Genomic DNA, 17125 nt, shown 5'->3' on the forward strand with positions numbered 1-17125 from the left:
TGTTCACTTGCTCCCACGAAGGGATGACTCCTTCCCCACCCTCAGCACAGAGTTTTATGCCTGTTTGCTACCTCTATCCATTTTGACAGGGAGGGTTCGGACCTATGCGAACTTCCCACTGGGTGCAGCCGACGCCTCTGTGATCGCAGTAGCCGAACGGCTCAACACCCGTGAGGTCGCCACCCTGGACCGCCGGCACTTCCACGCAGTGAAGCCCAAGCACACCAGCGCCTTCACTCTGTTGCCGTAGCTCCCCCGCGATGGCCGACCGCGATGGAGCCGCCCGGAATCACAAAGCCGCACCGAAACGGTCCGGCTGGACCCCTTGGACAGGTCCTCGACGGCTCAGCACGTTGCTGTCGTACGACCCCGAGAAGGTCCCCGCGATCATCTACCACCGGCGTTGCAACGCCCCCTGGAGTCCGCCCGTCGCCACACACCGCCTATCCCAGGACATCGAGTGCCCTGGCCGCTACCCGTTCACGTGGTGGCCACCCGGCTCGGCCACACGGATCCGGCTGTCACCCTCCGTATACGCCCACGTCATCCACAAGCAGGCCGCCAGCACGGCGGAGACCTTCGCCAAGATGCTGGACGCCTGTTAGCAAGGGCGTTAGCAAGATCACCACTTTATCCCGACAAACAGAAGGCCCCTGACGGCATAACGCCTGTTCAGGGGCTTTCTGACGCAGAGCCGACGAGGGGAATCGAACCCCTTACCTGCTGTTTACAAGACAGCTGCTCTGCCGAATGAGCTACGTCGGCACGGCCTCACAGTCTAGACGCTAGACACGCCTGTGACGAGCGACCTCATAAAGCGCCACCCCAGCCGCCACCCCAGCGTTCAACGACTCAGCCGCAGCATGCATAGGAATGCGAGCCACCACATCACAGTGCTCCCGCACCAGCCGCGACAACCCCTTCCCTTCGGACCCCACCACGACCACCAGCGGCGAGGACAGCAGATCCACGTCCCCGATGTCGGTACGCCCCTCACCATCCAGCCCGATCACGAACAGCCCCGCCTCCCGGTACTCCCGAAGCGCGGCCGTCAGGTTGGCCGCACGGGCGACCCGCAGGCTGGCCAGCGTCCCCGCCGAGGTCTTCCAGGCCCCACCGGTGACCCCGGCGGACCTGCGGGACGGGATGAGCAGCCCGTGCGCGCCGAACGCGGTCGCCGAGCGCGCGATGGCGCCCAGGTTGCGCGGGTCGGTCACGCTGTCCAGTGCGACGATCAGCGGCACCTCGGCGGCGTCCTCGGCGAGTGTGATCAGGTCGGTGGGGTGGGCGTAGTCGTAGGCCGGGATCTGCAGGGCCAGGCCCTGGTGGACTGCGCCCTCGGTGAGCCGGTCGAGCTTCTCGCGCCCTACTTCGAGCAGCGCGATCCCCCGCTCAGCCGCGATCTTGATCGAGTCGCGGACGCGGTCGTCGTTGTCGATGCGGGTGGCGACGTACAGCGCGTTCGCGGGCACGCCGGCGCGCAGCGCCTCCAGTACGGGGTTGCGCCCGCTGATGTGCTCGGGCGCGTCCTCGGAACGCTTCTGTCTGGGCGCGGCGGCGCGCCTGGGCGACCCGCCGCGCTCCTCGCGCTCGATGCGCTCGGTCCTGGCCTTGTCCTTGTACCAGTGCCGCATGTGCGCAGGCGGGGTCGCCCCCTTGCCCTCCAGGCCACGGCGCACGTTGCCACCGGTGCCCTTGGCGGGGCCCTTCTTCTTAGCGGGCCTGCCCGATGCCCTTCCCCCAGCTGCCATGACACCTAGGGTACGGGGTCATCAGCGGGCCAATTCCCAACGCGGCCCGGAAGGGGTGTCCTCGACGACGACTCCGGCGTCCGTGAGCTGGTCACGGATGGCGTCGGCGGCGGCGTAGTCCTTGCGGGCGCGGGCGGCCTTGCGCTGGTCCAGGGCGACCGCGACCAGGGCGTCGACCACGTCACGCAGGTCGGAGCCGGTGGTACGCCACTGGGCCGAGCGGGGGTCGAGGCCGAGCACGTCGAGCATGTTCTGCGTCTCGGCGAGCAGGCGGGCAACCGCTTCCTTGTCGCCCCGTGACAGCGCCACGTTGCCCTCGCGGACCACCTCGTGCACGACGGCGAGCGCCTGGGGCGTACCCAGGTCGTCGTCGAGCGCGTCGGCGAAGGCCTGCGGCAGCGGCGCGTCGGCGTCCACGTCGTGGATCACCTCGGCGGCCCGGGTGACGAAGCCTTCGATGCGCTGGTAGGCGGCGGCGGCTTCGAGCAGCGACTCCTCGGAGTAGTCGATCGAGGAGCGGTAGTGCGGCGCGGCCAGGTAGTAGCGCAGCTCTACCGGCCGGACCTGCTGCGTGATGTCGGGGATCAGCAGGGAGTTGCCGAGCGACTTGCTCATCTTCTCCGTGCCGATCTTCAGCATCCCGTTGTGCATCCAGTAGCGGGCGAAGCCGTCTCCGGCCGCCTGCGACTGGGCGATCTCGTTCTCGTGGTGCGGGAAGATCAGGTCGAGCCCGCCGCCGTGGATGTCGAACGTCGGCCCGAGGTACTTGGTGGCCATCGCCGAGCACTCCAGGTGCCAGCCGGGCCTGCCGGGACCCCACGGGGTCGGCCAGGTCGGCTCGCCGGGCTTCTCGCTCTTCCACAGCGCGAAGTCGCGCGGGTCGCGTTTGGCCGACTCGTCGTCGGTGTCGGCGGCCGCGCGCATGTTCTCGATCTTCTGGTTGGACAGCGAGCCGTACTCGTCGGCGTACGAACGCACGTCGAAGTAGACGTCGCCGTCCGAGGCGTACGCGTGGCCGCGCTCGATCAGCCGCTGCATCAGCTCGATCATCTCCGGGACGTGGCCCGTGGCGCGCGGCTCGACGGTCGGCGGCAGGCAGCCCAGCGTGTCGTACGCCCAGGTGAAGGCGCGCTGGTTGCGCTCGGCCACGACGAACCACGGCACGCCTTCCGCCGCGGACACCCGAATGATCTTGTCGTCGATGTCGGTCACGTTGCGGCAGAACGTGACCTCGTAGCCCGAGCGCATCAGCCAGCGCCGGAGCACGTCGAAGTTGACCCCGGAGCGGATGTGCCCGATATGGGGAGGAGCCTGCACGGTGGCCCCACACAGGTAGATCGACGCCCGGCCGGCTTCGACCGGAACGAATTCACGGATGGCGCGCGTGCTGGTGTCGTAAAGGTGCAGGCTCACAAGGGAAAGGCTAACGCCTTACCCACCCTCAGAGGCCGATTAATCAGACCCTCAATGTCACCTTCTCCGGACGGATGCGGACGATCAGCCTCTCCGTCCCGGGCTGATCGGCCCACGGCTGCCCCGTGTACTTGTGCGCCAGCTCCTGGATCAACGCGCCCGACGGGTCATCCTCCAACACCACCGTCCCGCGTACTTCCGCGTAGCGGTACGGATTGTCCGGGTCGATCACCAGGATGCTGGTCCTCGGGTCGCGCTCGAAGTTGCGCGATTTGCGCCTGCCCTTAACGGTGGAGAACAGGACATCGTCCCCGTCGGTGCGTACCCAGACGACCGTCGACTGGGGGCTGCCGTCCGTGTTGAGGCTGGTCACGGTCGCGTAGTTGGGGTCGTCGAACAGCTTCCGGACACCCTCGCCGAGCTCTGCCATGAATCCTCCTTGATCGGTGTGCCTCCCATTCTTTCTGTAGGCTCGAAAAGCCATGGACGTGACTCCCCTCTCCACCTTGCGCCGCCTGGGAATCGCCCTCGCCGGCCTCGCCGTCGCCGCGCTCACCTTCGCCGCCTGCGCGCTCTCCTTCGACGGCCTGCGCGCGCTGGCCGTACACGGGCGGGCCCGCACCGACCTCGCCTACCTGTACCCGGCGGCCTTCGACGCCCTGCTGGCCGTGGCGTTGATCAGCGTCCTGCTGCTGCGCTCCGGTCGCCTGCTCGTACGCGCCCAGGCCGGAGTGGTGCTGATCCTGCTGATCCTCGCCGCCGCGACCGTGAACGTGATGACACCCCTGCAGATCCAGGTCGAGGTACGGCAGGCGGCCATCGGCGTGGCGGTCGCGCCGTGGGTCATGCTGGCGGTGGCGCTGTGGCTCTGGCTCGTCCTGATCAAGCACGTACAGTCGCGCAGAGTCACGGTCGACGAGCGGGAAGCCGAGGACGACATCGTCCCCTTCCACGGCCCCCACCCAACCCCGCCCGCAGACCGCGCCCCCGCCCTCCCCTTGGACCGCACTCCTGAGCCCGACCTGGACGGCAGCACTCCCGACGGCAGTCGCAAGCCCGGACCGGCACGCACCCCTGAGAGCGATCTCGAGCACGCCAGGCACGAACTGGAACGCACATCGAGGCAGGACCTGGAGTCCACCCCTGTGGTCGGCCCCACTCCCGCCCCCGAGACCCCGCCCGTCTTCACGATCCCGGTCTCGGAACGCGTCACCCGCTGGGAACTGGAACCCCCGCTTCCTCCCTCGACGCCCCCTCACTCCCTCGTGCAGGACCCCACGCCCCCCGCGCCCCGACGCTCCCCGGAAGACCTGACCACTCCGGGCCGACCGCTGCTCCACGACTCCGACACCGCCCCCATGCCGACGATCCGGGAGACATCCACCACACCCACGACCTGGGAAACCGCCGACGACTACTCGACACCGGGGAGCCCGGTCGCCGAGTCCCCTGCGGAGCGCGGCGTCGCCGACGCGAACGACGGCGACGTTCACGAGCACGAGGACGACCTCCGCGAGCCGGGGAGCCACGCCCGCGACCGTGAAGACGCCGACGTTCACGAGGATGACCGCAGCCGCATCACCGACGTCCGCGCGAGCGGCAGTGTCGCGGATCTCCGCGAGCACATTAGTACCGCTGACGCCCGCGAGGACGGCATCGCCGATTACCGCGAGCAGGAGCACAGCGGCGTCGCCGATCTCCGCGAGCATGAGGACGGCGTCAACGCCGAGGGTCGTGACCGTGGGGCCGAGGACGAGCGGCGGCCGGTGCGCTGGGGTGACCGTACGAAGCCGACCGACGTGTTGGTGCACCCGCGGCCCGAGCAGGCGACGATCAGCGCCAAGGACGCCGACACCCAGCCGGTACGGGTCTTCGCTGACACCCCGCGTCCCCGCTCCACGGCGGCGGCCATGGGCCGTGCGGACGGCCCCGATCCCGAACACGGCCCCGAGGCGGGAGACGAGCACGAGCGCGTCCTCGCCGCCCCCGTCCCCGACGAGGACACCCCCACAGCACACGAGCCGTCTCCCGACGGCAAGATCGCACACCACCCACCCCACAAGGACCCCCCTTCCGGCCGTCGGCGCAGCACCCCCCTCCCCCCCGAAGACTGAGCACCCCGCCCGAAACCCACAGCGCCCGGACGGGCCTGGCCCGCGAGGCGCCGAATCCGACGGAACGCGGGGGCCCGAAGCACAGGGGTCCCGAGGTGAGGAAAAACTCGGGACGCGGAAAAACTCGGGGCGAAGGGGGAAATCTTGACTTTCCGGGCATGGCGAAGTGACTCGATCGCGGGCATCAGCCTGCCGTGGCGATCGCGTCCTGGGTGGCCGTCCCCGAGCGGAGCGGCTTCCCCGTCCAGAATCTCCCCTACGGAATCTTCTCCCGTCGAGGCGAGCTGCCCCGCGTAGGCGTCGCCATCGGCGCGAATGTCCTGGACCTGCACCTGCTGTCCGCCACCGGCACCCTCCCCACCGCCCACTGGTTCGCCTCGGGCTCCCTGAACGCCTTCCTGGCCGCGGGCCCGCCCGCCTGGCAGGGCGTGCGGGCGGACCTGACCCGCCTGCTCACCGACGAACGCCACCGCCCGGCAATCCTCCCGTTCCTCCTCCCCCGCGAAGAGGTCCGCCTGCACCTGCCGTTCGACGTCGCCGACCTGTTCCTGTTCCAGACCTCGATCGAGCACGCCGCGAACCAGGGCCGCCTGTTCCTGCCCCCGAAGCGCGACCCGCTGCCGAGAACGTGGCCCCACATGCCGATCGGCCAGTACGGCCGGGCGGGCGTGGTGTCGGTCTCGGGCACGCCGGTGGCCCGCCCGCTGGGCCAGCACCTGGGTGGCGCGCTCGGCCCGTCCAGGAAGCTGGACCTGTCGGCCGAGATCGGCTACGTCGTGGGGGTTCCGTCCACGGGCCGCCTGTGCACGGCGGACTTCCCGGATCACGTGTTCGGCGTGGTGCTGATGAACGTGTGGCGGGCCTGGGATCTGCTGGCCTGGGAGTCGCGTCCACTGGGCCCGTTCCTGGGCCAGTCGTTCGCGGTGTCGATCTCCCCGTGGGTGGTGCCGCTGTCGGCGTTGAACCATGCCAGGCTGCCGCAGCCGCCTCATGAGCCGGCGGCGTACCTGGTCGTGGACGACCCGTCGGGCCTCGATGTGACGGTGGCGGTGGAGTTGAACGGCACGCTGGTGGCCGAGTCCGAGTACGCGGGGCAGTACTGGACGGGCCCTCAGTTGCTCGCCCAGGCGTCCGTGACGGGCGCCCCGCTCCGGACGGGCGATCTCCTGGCCTCCGGCCCTGTGGGGGGCGCTGGGACGCTGCTGGACCTGACGTGGAACGGGCGAGACCCGCTCGGCCTGCCTGGCGGCTCCGAGCGGGTCTTCCTGGAGGACGGCGACACGGTGCTGGTCACCGCCTCCGCTCCTGCCCCTGGCGGTGCTCGCCTGGGGTTCGGCGAGGTGCGGGGGACGGTATGTCCAGCCGTTTAGGCTCTGCCGCGGCGTAGTCCGGCGACGATGCCGACGCCGACCACGGCGAGCACGACCTGCATCACGAGTTCGATCCAGTCGATGCCCGAGGTCGTCTCGACGTTCATCACCTGGGCGATGGCCGTGCCGATGAGGGCGGCCACGATGCCGACGACGATGGTGAGAATCCAGCCGATCGCCTGCCTGCCGGGCAGCAGGAGACGGCCGAGGGCGCCGATCACGGCTCCGATGACGATGGCGCCGAGAATGGACTGAATGGTCATGAGAACCTCCCCGTGAGGGTGAGACCTTCACCATCACGAGGAGATGGCTACCCCGTTTCCCGGGCTTTACCGTGCTGATCGCGAATGCGCAGGTCAGCTCAGGTCGGGCGTTTGTTCGCCTGCATGCGCACGACGAGGAACACGCCGACCGCGGCGAACACGACCTGGATGATGTGCTCCCACCAGTTGAAGCCGGGCGTGTTGGCGAGTCCGAACATGGCCGCGACCAGGGTGCCCACCAGGGCCGCCACGATGCCGATGACCAACGTCAGTGCGATCGAGATGTTCTGCCTGCCTGGCACGACCAGCCTGCCGAGGGCACCGATGACGATGCCGAAGACGATCGCCCACACGATGGAACCGATCATGTCGAACTCCCCCCGTGACGTTGACATGTCATGAGGGGATCTACCCGGCATCACCGTGTATACGCATGAGAAGACGGCGGCCTGCACCGCGCCAGTGACAGGCCGCCGTCTCTGTGACTCGGCGGGCCTTCGGCACCGCCCGCCGGGATACCCTCAACGCATCCCGCAGGTAAGACGCGCGGTCAGCCCTGCAGGTTGACCACGATCGCGGTCGCCATCGCGGCGACTCCCTCGCCGCGCCCGGTCAGGCCGAGGCCGTCGGTGGTGGTCGCGCTGACGCTCACCGGCGCCCCCACGGCGGCGCTGAGCGCCTTCTCGGCCTCGGTACGCCGCGGGGCCAGCTTGGGACGGTTGCCGATCACCTGGACCGCCACGTTGCCGATCTCGTATCCGGCCGCCCGCACCCGCCTGGCGGTCTCCGCCAGCAGCGTCACGCCCGAGGCACCCGCCCAGCGGGGATCGGACGTGCCGAACAGGCCGCCGAGGTCGCCGAGTCCGGCGGCCGACAGCAGCGCGTCGCAGGCGGCGTGGGCGGCGGCGTCACCGTCGGAGTGCCCGGCCAGCCCGGTCTCACCGGGCCAGTGCAGACCTGCGAGGTTGAGCTCGCGCCCTGATGCGAAAGGGTGGACGTCGACTCCGACGCCCACCCTGGGAAATATCGCGTTCAGGAGTTCAGGACCTCGTCGAGAAGGGCCTCGGCCTTGTCCTCGTTGGTCTTCTCCGCGAGGGCCAGCTCGCTCACCAGTATCTGCCTGGCCTTCGCGAGCATACGCTTCTCACCGGCCGACAAACCGCGCTCGCGGTCACGTCGCCAAAGATCACGGACGACTTCGGCGACCTTGTTCACATCGCCGGAGGCGAGCTTCTCAAGATTCGCCTTGTAACGCCGGGACCAGTTTGTAGGCTCCTCGGTGTGCGGCATGCGGAGGACATCGAAAACGCGCTCGAGGCCTTCCTGGCCGACAACATCGCGCACACCGACGAGTTCTGCGTTCTCAGCTGGCACCTGGACGGTAAGGTCGCCCTTGTCGACCTTGAGCACCAGGTAGGTCTTTTCCTCACCCTTGATGGATCGCTTGGTGATTGCTTCGATCCGAGCAGCCCCATGGTGGGGGTAGACGACAGTGTCGCCGACCTGGAAAGTCATGTGACAAGTACCCCTTCCGCTGTACTCCAGGGTACCACGTGTCCACAGCCTCCCGGAACAGTGAAATCACCATAACTGCAGGTCAAAGCCGCATATTAGGGCTTGACAAGAGTAAGACTCTATGAATCGCATAATCTGACATAGCGAATGACCTGCAGGGGTGCGGATATGACCACGCAACCTGGTGGATATGGTGGGCGCTGCCCCACCCGCACGCGCGCCCCAAGGAGAACTCGCTCGTGACCAGCCGTCGCTGGATTGTCGCCGCCGCTTTCCTGGCAGCCCCGGTACTGGCCGGCTGTTCCGCCGGATTCAGCGCCGACACCAACCTCCCCTACGCGCCCAACGAGGCCGCCGTCCTGATCCAGGACGGTGCCTACGGAGCCCGTGGCGTCAAGATCCCTCAGGCTTTCGTGCTCGGCCCCGACTCCGGCGCGCAGCTCGCCGCGGGCGGCTCCGCGCCGCTCTACCTGCATCTGGTCAACACCGCCGAGGCGCCCGACACCCTGCAGGCCGTCACGGCCGAGGGCCTCGGCACGGTCAAGCTGACCGCGCCGATCGCGCTGCCCGCCAACGATGCCGTCAACACCGGCAAGCCGGCGCCGCAGATCATGATCGAGGGGCTCACCAAGGCCCTCAGGGGCGGCGAGAGCATCCCGGTGAGCCTCCAGTTCGCCAACGCCGGCACCGTGTCCGTCAAGGTCCCCGTGGTCACCCGCAGCCGCGAGTTCAGCTCGCTGCCGCCCGCCCCCGGCGCCACTCCGGCTCCCCCGACCCCCACGCCGTCGCCATCCGCCTCCGAGGGCACCGGCCACTGAGCGGAGGTTCTGGTACGGCACCCGCCGTACCAGAACCTGTTCAGTCCTCGACGGGATCGAACTTGTAGCCCAGCCCGCGCACCGTCAGGATGCAGCGCGGGTTGGACGGGTCGGCCTCTACCTTCGCCCGCAGCCGCTTGACGTGCACGTCGAGGGTCTTGGTGTCGCCGACGTAGTCGGCCCCCCACACCCGGTCGATGAGCTGCCCCCGGGTCAGCACCCGCCCGGCGTTGCGCAGCAGCACCTCCAGCAGCTCGAACTCCTTCAGCGGTAGCTGCACCTGCTCGCCGCGCACGGCCACGATGTGCCGGTCGACGTCCATCCTGACCGGCCCGGCGGCCAGCACCGCGGTCTCCATCTCCTCGATCGCGTCGCCCTGGCGGCGCAGCACGGCCCTGATCCGGGCCACCAGCTCACGCGAGGAGAAGGGCTTGGTCACGTAGTCGTCGGCGCCGAGCTCCAGCCCGACCACCTTGTCGATCTCGCTGTCCTTCGCGGTCAGCATGATCACCGGCACCTTGGACCGCTGCCGCAGCGACCTGCACACCTCGGTGCCCGGCAGGCCGGGCAGCATCAGGTCGAGCAGCACCAGGTCGGCGCCGTTGCGGTCGAAGGTCTCCAGCGCCTCGGGCCCCGTCACGGCGATGGAGACCTCGAAGCCCTCCTTGCGCAGCATGTAGGACAGGGCGTCGGAGAAGGATTCCTCATCCTCCACGACGAGCACTCGGGTCATGAGGCGACCTCCAGGGGAATCGAGGGGGGTACGGCCAGCGCGGTGCCGCCGAAGGCGGGCAGCCGCAGCGTGAAGGTGGAACCGGATCCTTCCTTGCTCCAGACGGTCACCTCTCCGGCGTGGGCGCCGGCGACGTGCTTGACGATGGCGAGGCCGAGCCCCGTGCCTCCGGTGGCGCGGGACCTGGCGGGATCGACGCGGAAGAAGCGCTCGAAGATGCGCTCCAGGGATTCCTCGGGGATGCCGATGCCCTGGTCGCTGACGCTGATCTCGACGGACTCGTTGGCCGGTCGGGCGCTGACCACGACCCGGGTGTGCTCGGGGCTGTAGGCGATGGCGTTGTCGATGAGGTTGCGCAGCGCGGTGACGAGCAGTTCGTCGTCGCCCCAGATGCGCAGCCCCGGGGTGCCGCCCGCGACGAGCGAGATGTCCTTCGCGGCGGCCTTGGTGTTGCAGTGGTCGATCGCGTCGCTCACGGCGGCGTCGATCAGCACCTGTCCAGGGGTGGGGATGGGCTCGGCGCCCTGGATCCTGGACAGCGTGATGAGGTCCTGGACCAGGTAGTTGAGCCTGGCCGCCTCGTGCTGCATGCGCCCGGCGAAGCGGGTGACCGCCTCGGGGTCGTCGGCGGCGTCCTGGATGGTCTCGGCGAGCAGGCTGAGCGCGCCCACCGGGGTCTTCAGCTCGTGGCTGACGTTGGCCACGAAGTCGCGGCGCACGGCTTCGACCCTGCGGCGCTCGGTCTGGTCCTCGGCGAGGACCAGCACCTGGCCGTAGGAGCCGAGCGGTGCCACCCGTACGGCGAAGTTGGTCGTCTCCTGGCCGAACTTGTGGCCGGCCACGTCGATCTCGCTCTCCCGGATCTCGCCGTCCCTGCGTACCTGCCTGGCCAGGGCCAGCAGTTCGGCGGCCATCAGCCGGTCACCCTTGACCAGGCTGAAGGCGCGGGCGGCCGAGCTGGCCCGGAGCACCCGGTCGTGGGCGTCGAGGACGACGGCCGACGAGGGCAGGACGGCCAGCACCGAGGCCACGCCCTGGGGCAGGGCGCCGGCATCTCCGTCGTCTCCTGACTCGGCTCTCCTCGGCGTCTCGATCTGGTTGCGGTAGACCAGGACCGCGATGGCCCCCACCACGAACCCGGCCAGAGCGGCAAGGCTCAAGGCCATTTCACCCATGCTTCCTCCCCCGGCTCCTCACGCCCTTGATGGTAGGCGGCCGGTTCCTGGTAACAGACCCCTCACCAGGGCACAAACGACCTCTTTCCCGTAAAGTTCATCTCGCGGTAGAGGTTCGTTCATCGGCGCGCACGTACGGTGGCGGCATGCGCGACGCCTACCACGAGGATCTCGATTCCCTCACCGACAAGCTGGTGGAGATGACCCGGCTCGTCCGCTCGGCCATCTCGCGGGCGACCACCGCCCTGCTTGACGCCGACCTCCAGCTCGCGGAGAGCGTGATCTCCCGGGACGAGGAGGTCAACCGGCTCTTCTCGGAGATCGAGGCGAGCATCTTCGACCTGATGGCCCGGCAGCAGCCGGTGGCCGTGGACCTTCGGATGATCATCACATCGCTGCGGATGGGCACCGACCTGGAGCGGATGGGCGACCTGGCCGAGCATGTGGCCAAGATCGCGCGCCTGCGTCACCCCGACTCGGCGATACCGCCGGAGGTGCGCTCCGCGATCCTGGAGATGGGGCAGATCGCCGAGAACCTGGTCACCAAGGCCGGGAGCTGCGTGGCCACCCGCGACGTCGACTCGGCGCTGGAGCTGGAGCAGGACGACGACGCGATGGACCGCCTGCACCGCAAGCTGTTCAAGACCATCCTGCACAAGGACTGGAAGTACGGCGTGGAGCCGGCGATCGACATAACGCTGATCGGCCGCTACTACGAGCGCTACGCCGACCACGCGGTACGCGTGGCCCGCGACGTCGTCTACCTGGTCACCGGCTCCCGCCCGGCCTGACTAGCGGCCCTGGTTGGCCACGGCCTCGATGGCGGCCTTGGCGGCGTCCGGGTCGAGGTACTCGCCGCCCGCGCGGACCGGCCTGAAGCCCGCGTCGAGCTCGTAGCGCAGCGGGATGCCGGTCGGGATGTTGAGCCCGGCGATCTCCTCGTCGCCGACGCCGTCGAGGTGCTTGACCAGCGCGCGCAGCGAGTTGCCGTGCGCCACGACCAGCACGGTCCGCCCGGCGGCCAAATCGGGGACGATCGCGTCGTACCAATACGGCAGCATCCGGTCGACGACGTCCTTAAGGCACTCGGTGCGCGGCATCAGCTCACCGGGCAGCAGCGCGTAGCGGGCGTCGCCCGCCTGGGAGAACTCGTCGTCGTCGGCGATCGGCGGCGGCGGGGTGTCGTAGGAGCGGCGCCAGAGCATGAACTGGTCCTCGCCGAACTCCTCGCGCGTCTGCGCCTTGTTCTTGCCCTGCAGCGCGCCGTAGTGGCGCTCGTTGAGCCGCCACGAGCGGGTGACCGGCAGCCACTGCAGGTCGGCCTCGCCGAGGGCGAGGTTGGCCGTCTGGATCGCGCGGGTCAGCAGGCTGGTGTGCACGACGTCGGGCCGTACGCCCGCGTCGATCAGCAGCCGCCCGCCGCGCCTGGCCTCGTCCTCGCCCTTCGCCGACAGGCTGACGTCCACCCAACCGGTGAACAGGCCCTTCGCGTTCCAGTCACTTTCGCCGTGCCGCAGCAGCACCAAAGTCGCCATGCGGACAATCCTAGTGGGGGCCTCGGTCCCTGGACGGGTCGGCGAAGCGGGCGAAGGCCTGCAGGTTGGCCAGGGACTCGCCGTTCTTGGCCCGCCACTCCCACTCGCGCCTGATCGAGGAGGCGAAGCCCAGCTCCAGCGCGCGGTCGAACCACTCGTCGGAGTAGGTGAGCACGCAGCCGAGCAGCCGGTCCACCTCGTCCTCGGTGATCGCGGTGAGCGGCACCCGGCCGACGAGGTAGACGTCGCCGGCGGGGTCGACGGAGAAGTGCACGCCGTACATGCCGCCGTTCCTGCCCAGCAGCCACTTGTAGAACTCGGCGTGGTTCTCGTCGGGCTGGCGGCAGAAGAACGCCTCGACGTGCAGCACCTGGTCGCCGACGATGAGCCAGGCCATGGTGGCCAGCTTGTGCTGGCCGGGCAGTCTCACCAGGAAGGCGCCGGGGCGCGGTTCCTCGTAGGAGACCTCCGCGGCCCTGAGCGCTGCTTCGACGACGTCTCGCATGCCGTACAGCCTACGAGTTGACCGCGACGGGCATCCGGTGGAGGTTCGCCAGGGCGCCCGCGTAGGTGTCCATGAGCCTGGCGGCGGTGGCGGACCAGCCGAAGGCGGCGGCGTGCGCGCGGGCGCCGGAGGAGAGGCTGTCGCGCCAGCGGGGCATGGTGACGAACCGGCGCAGGACGGTGGCCCACTCGTGCGGGTCGTGGCCGTCGACGAGCACGCCGGAGATCCCGTCGCTGACGGCGGTGCGCAGGCCGCCGACCGAGGCGGCTGCCACGGGGGTGCCGCAGGCCTGGGACTCCAGGGCGACCAGGCCGAAGGACTCGTTGTGCGAGGGGACGACGGTGACGTCGGCGGCGCGGTACCAGTCGGCCAGCTCGTGCTGGGGGGCGGGCGGCGCGAGCCGTACGACGTCGGAGATGCCCAGTTCGGCGGCCAGGTCGACGAGGAGGCTGGGGCGGGACAGGCCGTTGCCGCTGGGGCCGCCCACGCAGGCGACGACGAGCCGTTCGCGCAGCGACGGGTCCTCGATCAGCATCCGGGCGGCGGCGCGCAGCAGCACGTCCGGGGCCTTGAGCGGCTGGATCCTGCCGACGAACAGCAGCACGTGGGCGTTCTGCGGCAGGCCGAGCCGTTGCCTGGCGGCGCCCTGGGAGGAGGGCTGGAAGACGGTGAGGTTCACGCCGGGGTTGACGACGGCGACCCGGTCGGCGGGGGCGTGGTAGAGGTCGATGAGCTCCTGGGCCTCGGCGTCGGTGTTGGCGACGAGGCGGTCGGCGATCTCCACGACCTGTTCCTCGCCGATCACGCGGGCCTGCGGCTCGGGCTTGTCGTCGTCGGCCAGCAGCAGGTTCTTCACCTTGGCCATGGTGTGCATGGTGTGCACCAGCGGCACGCCCCAGCGTTCCTTGGCCAGCCAGCCGACCTGGCCGGACAGCCAGTAGTGGGAGTGGATGACGTCGTAGCGGCCCGGGTCGTACATCGCCTCGGTGCGCAGCACGCCCGACAGGAACGCGCAGAGCTGACCGGGCAGGTCTCCCCTGTCCAGCTCCTCGTACGGCCCCGCGGTCACATGCCTGACCAGTACGCCGGGGGCGAGTTCGGCGACGGGAGGCATGTCGCGGGCGGTCTGCCTGGTGAAGATCTCGACTTCGACGCCGAGCTGCGCCAGACGTTTGGCGGATTCGACGATGTACACGTTCATCCCACCGGCGTCGCCGGTGCCCGGCTGGTCCAGGGGGGATGTGTGCATGCTGATCGTCGCGACCCGGTTGACCCGTCGTCGCCTCACCGGACATCACCTCCAAAAGGCTTGTAACTCCCCAGATCTTTGCGACATTCCCCGACATGTCGGCACGGCGGGGGTGTCCTTAGGGCGTCCTGGCAGGATGTGGGGCATGAGGAAGACGGCAGTGGTGACCGGGGCGAGCAGCGGGATCGGCGAGGCGACCGCGCGACGGCTGGCCGCCGAGGGGTTCAACGTGGTGGCGGCCGCCAGGCGGCGTGAGCGGCTGGACAAACTGGCGGACGAGGTACAGGGGATCAGGCCGGTGACGCTCGACGTCACCAGCCAGGAGTCGGTGGACGCCTTGGTCGCCTCGCTGGAGCGGTGCGACGTGCTGGTCAACGACGCCGGAGGCGCGCTCGGACTCGAACCGGTGGCCTCGGCGCTGCTGGAGGACTGGCAGCGGATGTACGACACCAACGTGCTCGGCTCGCTGCGGATGACCCAGGCCCTGCTGCCGCTGCTGATCGGCTCGGGCGACGGGGTGCTGCTGATGCTCACCTCGACGGCCGGTCTGACCTCCTACGAGGGCGGCGGCGGCTACTGCGCGGCCAAGCACGCCCAGACCTCGATGACCGAGACGCTCCGCCTGGAGCTGGTCGGGCAGCCGGTGCGGGTCGTGGAGATCGCGCCGGGCATGGTGCGCACCGAGGAGTTCGCGCTGACCCGCTTCCGCGGCGACGCCACGGCCGCCGCCCGGGTGTACGAGGGCGTGCCCGACCCGCTGTCGGCCGACGACGTGGCCGACGCGATCGTCTGGTCGGTGACCAGGCCCGCGCACGTGAACATCGACCGCCTGGTGATCCGCCCCCGCGCCCAGGCCGCCCAGCACAAGGTGCACAGGGTTTGAAACCAGTAGGGACGATCACCAGGGGGACGACGGGGCACAACCGGCTGCGCCGCGCCGACCGCTGGCTCACCGCCGTGCACGGCGGCCTGCTGCGGACCGCGTCCCGGCCACTGGTGGTGGACCTGGGGTACGGCGCGTCCCCCGCCACGACGCTGGAGCTGTTCACCCGGCTGCGCGAGGTGCGGGCCGACGTCGAGGTCGTCGGGATCGAGATCGATCCGGTGCGGGTGGCGGCGGCTCTGCCGTACGGGCGGGAGGGGTTGTCGTTCGTGCTCGGCGGGTTCGAGTTGCCGGTGTCGCGGGCGCCGGTGGTGGTGCGCGCGTTCAACGTGCTGCGGCAGTACGGCGAAGCTGAGGCGTGGCACTACTGGGAGGTGCTGCGTGCCCGGCTGGCTCCCGGGGGCGTGCTGGTCGAGGGGACCTGTTCCGAGGTGGGGCACCGGGCGGTGTGGGTGGGGCTGGACGCGGAAGGGCCGCGGACGATCACCTTCTCGGCTCGCTTCGACGCCTTCGAGCGCCCCTCCGACCTGGCCGACCGCCTGCCCAAGACGCTCATCCACCGCAACGTGCCGGGTGAGCGGGTGCACGCGTTCCTGCGGGACTTCGACCGGGCCTGGGCGTCGGCGGCGCCGTACGGGGCGCACGGGCTGCGCCAGCGGTGGCTGGCCGCGGTGGAGTCGCTGGCCGGGAGCTGGCCGGTGCCGGTGCGTCCGCCGCTCGGCGGGCGGGGTCGCTGGCGGCTGGGGGAGCTTACGCTGCCGTGGTCGGCCGTCGGATAACCTTGCCGCTTATGCTCCGATTTGTCCTATCGCCTGAGATCACCGAGGACCTCGTCGACGATCTGGTCGCCTGCTGGACCGAGGTCACGAACACGGGCGGCGCGGTCGGGTTCGTCGCGCCCGTGACGGCGGACGACATCAGGCCGACGGCCGAGGAGACGTTCGCCAGGTGCGTTCCGGGCGGGCCCGACCGCCTGCTGGTCGGCTTCGGGGACGACGGGCGGGCGGCGTGCTGGCTGGTGCTCGCCGACAGCGGGTCGTGGCTGCGTGCGCACTGGCGCTGGGTGTTCCGCGTGATGGTGCACCCCAAGCACCAGGGCAAGGGGTACGGCGGCGAGCTGATGCGGGCCGCGGCGGACGCGGGTCGGCGGCTCGGCCTGGAGGCCCTGCACCTGACCTGCCGGGGCGGCACGGGCGTGGACGCCTTCTACGCGGGCCTGGGCTACGCCGAGGTCGGCCGCATCCCGCAGGCCATCAGGGTGGCCCCCGGGGACGACAGGGACGAGATCTACATGGTGGCCGCGCTGAACGCCGCGTAGGCAGCGGCGTCGAACAGCACGAAACGGACCTCGGCCACGCCGGAGCCGGACTCCCGCACGGTCTCGACCGCGACGCGGGCGTCGTCGTCCATGGGCCATCCGTAGAGGCCGGTGGAGATCGCGGGGAAGGCGACCGTCGCCGCCCCCAGCGAGTCGGCGACCCGCAGGGACTCGCGGTAGCAGGAGGCGAGCAGGGCCGAGCGGTCCTCGGTGGGCGAGTACACCGGGCCGACCGTGTGGATCACCCAGCGGGCGGGCAGCAGACCGGCCGTGGTCGCGACCGCCTGGCCGGTGGGCAGGCCCTTGCCGTACCGGGAGGCGCGCAGCCTGCGGCACTCCTCCAGGATGGCCGGGCCGCCGCGCCGGTGGATCGCGCCGTCGACGCCCCCGCCGCCGAGCAGGGACGAGTTCGCGGCGTTGACGACGGCGTCGACCGCCTGCTGGGTGATGTCACCCTGAACGAGCGTGATGTCCATCTCACCA

At 69.9% G+C, this 17125-nt stretch carries 20 protein-coding genes and 1 tRNA gene; 7 read left to right on the forward strand and 14 right to left on the reverse strand.

What is annotated here, in order from left to right; all coding sequences use genetic code 11:
- Positions 1–692 precede the first annotated feature (692 nt).
- The 4 genes from ABZ911_RS34635 to ABZ911_RS34650 all read right to left on the reverse strand — a co-directional run bounded on the left by ABZ911_RS34635 (position 693) and on the right by ABZ911_RS34650 (position 3594).
- Positions 693–765, reverse strand: a tRNA-Thr gene (locus ABZ911_RS34635).
- 20 nt (positions 766–785) lie between these two features.
- Complete coding sequence (gene rlmB / locus ABZ911_RS34640) at positions 786–1751, reverse strand: 23S rRNA (guanosine(2251)-2'-O)-methyltransferase RlmB (protein WP_358065842.1); 966 nt, start codon at positions 1749–1751, stop codon at positions 786–788.
- Between the two features lie 21 nt (positions 1752–1772).
- The gene (cysS, locus tag ABZ911_RS34645) at positions 1773–3164 is read right to left on the reverse strand and encodes a cysteine--tRNA ligase (RefSeq protein WP_358065845.1); all 1392 of its coding nucleotides are present in this window, start codon (positions 3162–3164) and stop codon (positions 1773–1775) included.
- Between the two features lie 43 nt (positions 3165–3207).
- Entirely contained in the window at positions 3208–3594 is a 387-nt protein-coding gene (locus ABZ911_RS34650; RefSeq protein ID WP_358065848.1) for a PPOX class F420-dependent oxidoreductase, read from the reverse strand.
- A gap of 52 nt (positions 3595–3646) precedes the next feature.
- Between ABZ911_RS34650 and ABZ911_RS34655 the strand changes: the two genes are divergently transcribed.
- Together ABZ911_RS34655 and ABZ911_RS34660 are read left to right on the forward strand one after the other, a co-directional pair.
- Positions 3647–5278 carry a DUF2637 domain-containing protein gene (locus ABZ911_RS34655; protein ID WP_358065851.1) on the forward strand — a complete coding sequence of 544 codons (1632 nt, stop codon included), beginning with the start codon at positions 3647–3649 and terminating at the stop codon, positions 5276–5278.
- Positions 5279–5472: 194 nt separating this feature from the next.
- Positions 5473–6648 (forward strand): fumarylacetoacetate hydrolase family protein, encoded by a 1176-nt coding sequence (locus ABZ911_RS34660; RefSeq protein ID WP_358065854.1) that lies wholly within the window; start codon positions 5473–5475, stop codon positions 6646–6648.
- On the opposite strand, the gene ABZ911_RS34665 is transcribed toward ABZ911_RS34660, so the two are convergent.
- From ABZ911_RS34665 to ABZ911_RS34680, 4 genes are all read right to left on the reverse strand, one after another.
- A complete protein-coding gene (locus tag ABZ911_RS34665; RefSeq protein ID WP_358065857.1) occupies positions 6645–6911 on the reverse strand; it encodes a GlsB/YeaQ/YmgE family stress response membrane protein in 267 nt (88 codons plus the stop codon). The genes ABZ911_RS34660 and ABZ911_RS34665 overlap by 4 nt on opposite strands.
- A 98-nt stretch (positions 6912–7009) precedes the next feature.
- Entirely contained in the window at positions 7010–7279 is a 270-nt protein-coding gene (locus tag ABZ911_RS34670) for a GlsB/YeaQ/YmgE family stress response membrane protein (RefSeq protein WP_358065860.1), read from the reverse strand.
- A gap of 182 nt (positions 7280–7461) precedes the next feature.
- A complete protein-coding gene (gene ispF, locus ABZ911_RS34675; RefSeq protein ID WP_358065863.1) occupies positions 7462–7926 on the reverse strand; it encodes a 2-C-methyl-D-erythritol 2,4-cyclodiphosphate synthase in 465 nt (154 codons plus the stop codon).
- Between the two features lie 17 nt (positions 7927–7943).
- Positions 7944–8426 carry a CarD family transcriptional regulator gene (locus tag ABZ911_RS34680; protein WP_043624891.1) on the reverse strand — a complete coding sequence of 161 codons (483 nt, stop codon included), beginning with the start codon at positions 8424–8426 and terminating at the stop codon, positions 7944–7946.
- Between the two features lie 239 nt (positions 8427–8665).
- Between ABZ911_RS34680 and ABZ911_RS34685 the strand changes: the two genes are divergently transcribed.
- Positions 8666–9244 (forward strand): copper chaperone PCu(A)C, encoded by a 579-nt coding sequence (locus tag ABZ911_RS34685; protein WP_358065866.1) that lies wholly within the window; start codon positions 8666–8668, stop codon positions 9242–9244.
- A gap of 40 nt (positions 9245–9284) precedes the next feature.
- Here ABZ911_RS34685 and ABZ911_RS34690 read toward each other — a convergent pair whose 3' ends face one another.
- Complete coding sequence (locus ABZ911_RS34690; protein WP_358065869.1) at positions 9285–9977, reverse strand: response regulator transcription factor; 693 nt, start codon at positions 9975–9977, stop codon at positions 9285–9287.
- Positions 9974–11152, reverse strand: a complete 1179-nt coding sequence (locus ABZ911_RS34695; RefSeq protein WP_358065872.1) for an ATP-binding protein — start codon at positions 11150–11152, stop codon at positions 9974–9976. Before ABZ911_RS34695 ends, ABZ911_RS34690 begins: the two co-directional genes overlap by 4 nt.
- A 146-nt stretch (positions 11153–11298) precedes the next feature.
- Between ABZ911_RS34695 and phoU the strand changes: the two genes are divergently transcribed.
- On the forward strand, positions 11299–11943 hold the full coding sequence (gene phoU / locus ABZ911_RS34700) for a phosphate signaling complex protein PhoU (RefSeq protein ID WP_358065875.1): 645 nt from the start codon (positions 11299–11301) through the stop codon (positions 11941–11943).
- On the opposite strand, the gene ABZ911_RS34705 is transcribed toward phoU, so the two are convergent.
- Genes ABZ911_RS34705 through mshA form a run of 3 tightly spaced genes read right to left on the reverse strand, consistent with a single transcriptional unit; the run spans position 11944 to position 14480 of the window.
- Positions 11944–12687 (reverse strand): phosphoglyceromutase, encoded by a 744-nt coding sequence (locus ABZ911_RS34705; protein WP_358065878.1) that lies wholly within the window; start codon positions 12685–12687, stop codon positions 11944–11946.
- Positions 12688–12697: 10 nt separating this feature from the next.
- Positions 12698–13192 carry a YbjN domain-containing protein gene (locus ABZ911_RS34710; protein ID WP_358065881.1) on the reverse strand — a complete coding sequence of 165 codons (495 nt, stop codon included), beginning with the start codon at positions 13190–13192 and terminating at the stop codon, positions 12698–12700.
- A gap of 10 nt (positions 13193–13202) precedes the next feature.
- A complete protein-coding gene (gene mshA, locus ABZ911_RS34715) occupies positions 13203–14480 on the reverse strand; it encodes a D-inositol-3-phosphate glycosyltransferase (protein WP_358065884.1) in 1278 nt (425 codons plus the stop codon).
- A 106-nt stretch (positions 14481–14586) separates the two neighbouring features.
- Between mshA and ABZ911_RS34720 the strand changes: the two genes are divergently transcribed.
- From ABZ911_RS34720 to ABZ911_RS34730, 3 genes are read left to right on the forward strand one after another with little or no spacing between them, the layout of a single operon-like run.
- A complete protein-coding gene (locus ABZ911_RS34720; RefSeq protein ID WP_358065887.1) occupies positions 14587–15324 on the forward strand; it encodes an SDR family NAD(P)-dependent oxidoreductase in 738 nt (245 codons plus the stop codon).
- On the forward strand, positions 15321–16103 hold the full coding sequence (locus tag ABZ911_RS34725) for a class I SAM-dependent methyltransferase (RefSeq protein WP_358065890.1): 783 nt from the start codon (positions 15321–15323) through the stop codon (positions 16101–16103). Before ABZ911_RS34720 ends, ABZ911_RS34725 begins: the two co-directional genes overlap by 4 nt.
- An 11-nt stretch (positions 16104–16114) precedes the next feature.
- A complete protein-coding gene (locus ABZ911_RS34730) occupies positions 16115–16642 on the forward strand; it encodes a GNAT family N-acetyltransferase (RefSeq protein WP_358065893.1) in 528 nt (175 codons plus the stop codon).
- Here the strand turns inward: ABZ911_RS34730 and ABZ911_RS34735 are convergent.
- On the reverse strand, positions 16612–17118 hold the full coding sequence (locus ABZ911_RS34735; RefSeq protein ID WP_358065896.1) for an O-acetyl-ADP-ribose deacetylase: 507 nt from the start codon (positions 17116–17118) through the stop codon (positions 16612–16614). The two genes, ABZ911_RS34730 and ABZ911_RS34735, sit on opposite strands and share 31 nt — an antisense overlap.
- Between the last annotated feature and the right edge of the window lie 7 nt (positions 17119–17125).

The organism is Nonomuraea sp. NPDC046570 (genome assembly GCF_040645915.1).
In the GTDB taxonomy this organism is placed as follows: domain Bacteria; phylum Actinomycetota; class Actinomycetes; order Streptosporangiales; family Streptosporangiaceae; genus Nonomuraea.

Excerpts from the sequence above, each read along its gene's own strand:
- rlmB (WP_358065842.1), bottom strand. The coding sequence starts at position 1,751 with ATGGCAGCTGGGGGAAGGGCATCGGGCAGGCCCGCTAAGAAGAAGGGC.
- ABZ911_RS34650 (WP_358065848.1), bottom strand. The coding sequence starts at position 3,594 with ATGGCAGAGCTCGGCGAGGGTGTCCGGAAGCTGTTCGACGACCCCAAC.
- ABZ911_RS34655 (WP_358065851.1), top strand. The coding sequence starts at position 3,647 with ATGGACGTGACTCCCCTCTCCACCTTGCGCCGCCTGGGAATCGCCCTC.
- ABZ911_RS34665 (WP_358065857.1), bottom strand. The coding sequence starts at position 6,911 with ATGACCATTCAGTCCATTCTCGGCGCCATCGTCATCGGAGCCGTGATC.
- ABZ911_RS34670 (WP_358065860.1), bottom strand. The coding sequence starts at position 7,279 with ATGATCGGTTCCATCGTGTGGGCGATCGTCTTCGGCATCGTCATCGGT.
- ABZ911_RS34680 (WP_043624891.1), bottom strand. The coding sequence starts at position 8,426 with ATGACTTTCCAGGTCGGCGACACTGTCGTCTACCCCCACCATGGGGCT.
- ABZ911_RS34690 (WP_358065869.1), bottom strand. The coding sequence starts at position 9,977 with ATGACCCGAGTGCTCGTCGTGGAGGATGAGGAATCCTTCTCCGACGCC.
- ABZ911_RS34695 (WP_358065872.1), bottom strand. The coding sequence starts at position 11,152 with ATGGGTGAAATGGCCTTGAGCCTTGCCGCTCTGGCCGGGTTCGTGGTG.
- phoU (WP_358065875.1), top strand. The coding sequence starts at position 11,299 with ATGCGCGACGCCTACCACGAGGATCTCGATTCCCTCACCGACAAGCTG.
- ABZ911_RS34705 (WP_358065878.1), bottom strand. The coding sequence starts at position 12,687 with ATGGCGACTTTGGTGCTGCTGCGGCACGGCGAAAGTGACTGGAACGCG.
- ABZ911_RS34710 (WP_358065881.1), bottom strand. The coding sequence starts at position 13,192 with ATGCGAGACGTCGTCGAAGCAGCGCTCAGGGCCGCGGAGGTCTCCTAC.
- ABZ911_RS34720 (WP_358065887.1), top strand. The coding sequence starts at position 14,587 with ATGAGGAAGACGGCAGTGGTGACCGGGGCGAGCAGCGGGATCGGCGAG.
- ABZ911_RS34730 (WP_358065893.1), top strand. The coding sequence starts at position 16,115 with ATGCTCCGATTTGTCCTATCGCCTGAGATCACCGAGGACCTCGTCGAC.
- ABZ911_RS34735 (WP_358065896.1), bottom strand. The coding sequence starts at position 17,118 with ATGGACATCACGCTCGTTCAGGGTGACATCACCCAGCAGGCGGTCGAC.